The sequence below is a fragment of the Zobellella taiwanensis genome (assembly GCF_003012795.1).
GTDB lineage: Bacteria > Pseudomonadota > Gammaproteobacteria > Enterobacterales > Aeromonadaceae > Oceanimonas > Oceanimonas taiwanensis.
Genome location: NZ_PXYH01000041.1, coordinates 1 through 2,680 on the forward strand (window position 1 = coordinate 1; position 2,680 = coordinate 2,680).

General features: G+C 57.0%; 4 protein-coding genes. 1 reads left to right on the plus strand and 3 read right to left on the minus strand.

Features of this window, described 5'->3' with window-relative positions; all coding sequences use genetic code 11:
- Positions 1-161 precede the first annotated feature (161 nt).
- The gene (locus C7I36_RS16785) at positions 162-404 is read right to left on the minus strand and encodes an LPP leucine zipper domain-containing protein (RefSeq protein WP_106454824.1); all 243 of its coding nucleotides are present in this window, start codon (positions 402-404) and stop codon (positions 162-164) included.
- 128 nt (positions 405-532) lie between these two features.
- Complete coding sequence (locus tag C7I36_RS16790; RefSeq protein ID WP_106454825.1) at positions 533-1,012, minus strand: DUF4442 domain-containing protein; 480 nt, start codon at positions 1,010-1,012, stop codon at positions 533-535.
- Positions 1,013-1,178: 166 nt separating this feature from the next.
- On the opposite strand from C7I36_RS16790, the gene fur reads away from it, so the two are divergent.
- The gene (fur, locus tag C7I36_RS16795; protein ID WP_106454827.1) at positions 1,179-1,610 is read left to right on the plus strand and encodes a ferric iron uptake transcriptional regulator; all 432 of its coding nucleotides are present in this window, start codon (positions 1,179-1,181) and stop codon (positions 1,608-1,610) included.
- 32 nt (positions 1,611-1,642) lie between these two features.
- Here the strand turns inward: fur and C7I36_RS16800 are convergent, their stop codons facing one another.
- Entirely contained in the window at positions 1,643-2,530 is an 888-nt protein-coding gene (locus C7I36_RS16800; protein WP_106454826.1) for a DMT family transporter, read from the minus strand.
- Positions 2,531-2,680: the final 150 nt, after the last annotated feature.

Below are 2,680 nucleotides of genomic sequence, written 5' to 3' on the forward strand. Positions count from 1 at the left end.
TCCTTCAGACCCCACCGTTGGCCAGTGGCGCCCTTGCCAGTCGGATTGTCTTCCCCTCAGTCGGGGTGACGCCATCTTCTTTCAGATGGCCGGGTTTGCCGGCTTCGCCGGGCAAACAAAAAAGGCCCGACAATGTCGGGCCTTTTTTCCGGGACAGGATGTTACTTGGTGTAACGGCCCATCTGGTCCAGACGAGAGTTGGCACGGTCGGCAGAAGCGCGGGCTTCGGCAACGTCAGCAGCCAGACGATCGATCTTGGCAGAGTTCGCCTGCTGACCTTGTTGTACGGCCTGAACGTCCTGAGCCAGGCTGTCCAGTTTGCTTTCCAGAGCGGTAGTGGAGCTACAGCCGGCCAGCAACAGAGCACTAACAACACCACCTACTAACATCATTTTATTACGCATTACCTGCTCCTTGTTTTTTGGGAGTCAAAAAGACCACATTAGGCGCAGTAAGTATGGACGAAGTTCCATGGTTACCGCAAATTATTTTATAGACCATGACATTCGGAATTTTTGCTTAAGGTCATGATTTAACTTCTGTTCGCTGCTTTTTTGCGCACATAGAGAGTACGCTCCAGCTCGGCGATCAACTCGCCGTGTTCATCCAGGATATTAATGCGGAAATGGGGGAAATACTTGTCGCCGCCATCGGTGGCACGACGGATTTCGTCGAGTCTCTCTCGACTCAAATGAATATCAGCATAGACTCTCCCCCGTCCCGGCTTGAGAAAGGTGATACAGGCCGCCCTGTCCCACACATAATAATCCGGCCCCAGGCTGGCCATCAGCATCATGGCATAGATGGGATCCGTCATGGAAAACAGGCTGCCGCCATACTGGGTCCGATTGGCATTTTTGTTCCACCAGCGCAATACCAGGCCAACCCGGCAATGGGTGTAATCCCGGCTGAGCCGCTCTATACGGATACCGGCACCCCAGAAGGGCGGCCACAGGTTGAGCAGACGCCGCAACAGCCAGGGACGGTAAAACATCGACCTCATCAATCTCATCCGACCAGTTGAATATTACCGGATGGTAGCAAAGTGATGGTCTCCTGGCAGCCTTTTTGTCGGCCCGCCCGCCACCTTAGCCAAGGCTGATATTCGGGTTGCCTTTGTGGTCTGGAACAAGCACAATAAAAAGCAATACCCAAACGAAATGCGAACCTTTATTTTTATGGCTGACAACAATCAAGCACTGAAAAAAGCAGGACTCAAGGTCACACTCCCTCGGGTGAAGATCCTCGAGCTGCTGCAGCAACCTGAAACCCAGCATGTCAGTGCGGAAGATCTGTATAAGCTGCTGATCGACCAGGGCGAAGAAATCGGCCTGGCCACCGTTTACCGGGTACTAAATCAGTTCGATGACGCCGGCATCGTCACCCGTCACCACTTCGAGGGCGGCAAGTCCGTATTCGAGCTGGCCACCCAGGAGCACCACGATCATCTGGTCTGCCTCGACTGCGGCAAGGTTATCGAATTCCACGATGAACTCATTGAGCAGCGCCAGCGCGATATCGCCAGCCAGCACCATATCAAGCTGACCAACCATAGCCTCTATCTTTACGGTCACTGTACCAACGAGCAGTGCGAACATAACGACGAATAATTCTGGGGCCGCCTCTCAGCGGCCCTTTTTGATCATCCCCGCCGGCGCAGGCCGGGTACACTCAGCAAGGCCAATCCGGCCACGATCAATCCCCCTCCCCAGCTATCCAGCGGACCGGGACGCTCGTCCAGCAACCACCAGGCAAGCAGGGCACTCATCACCGGAATGGCCAAGGTACTGAGGCCGGCAATCCCCGCCGGCAACGCCCTCAGCAAAAACAGCCACAGGGTCCAGGCCACCGCCGTGGCCAGAACGGCATTATAGGCCAGCGCCCAGATCAGATATCCCGACCACTCTATGGGCCGCTCCGGCACCAGCAAACTGATGACGGCCAGAACCAAGGTTCCAGTGGCCATCTGCCAGGTGGTCAAAGACAGCAAATCCACCGGCTGGCGCCGGTACAGCCGCTTGGCGACCACAGCCCCAGCCCCCCAGCAAAAACCAGAGCCCAGCGCCAGCAGGGAGCTGACCAAGTGCCCGCCCAGCAGCCAGGGCTGCAGGATCAGCACCAGGCCGGCGGCCGCTATGGCCACCGCCAGCCATTGGATCCTTTTGAGCCGTTCATCCACCCAGAACGCCGCCAGCAACAGCACCCAGAACGGCATGGTATAGACGATGATCACTACCTTGCCGGCTCCGCCGGTTACCAGGGCCCACTGAGCCAGCCCTATCATGCCCACCGTCTGCAGCAGCCCAATCAGTACCGTCGGCCCCAGCGGCGGCGGCGCCATGCCCCTGCCTCTCAGGCGCAGCATGGCAAACAGCAGCAACACGCCGAACACACAGCGCAAAACCGCAAAATCGAAGGCGCCGATATAATCGAGCACCGACTTCATCACTATCCAGTTGTAGCTCCAGATCAAGGTCAGCAACAACAGGCCGAGCAAGGGCAACAAGGCAAGACGGGAAGGAGGAGTCATGGACGGTTTCCGGCAACGCAGAGACATCGAGTAGGGTGAGGCGTTACCGCCTCATCCCTCTCACAGAACCGTACATACGGGCCACGTATACGGCTCATGCCATTAACTTACCCCGAACTCGGGGACAGTGATGCCGGTTTTGACCTTCGC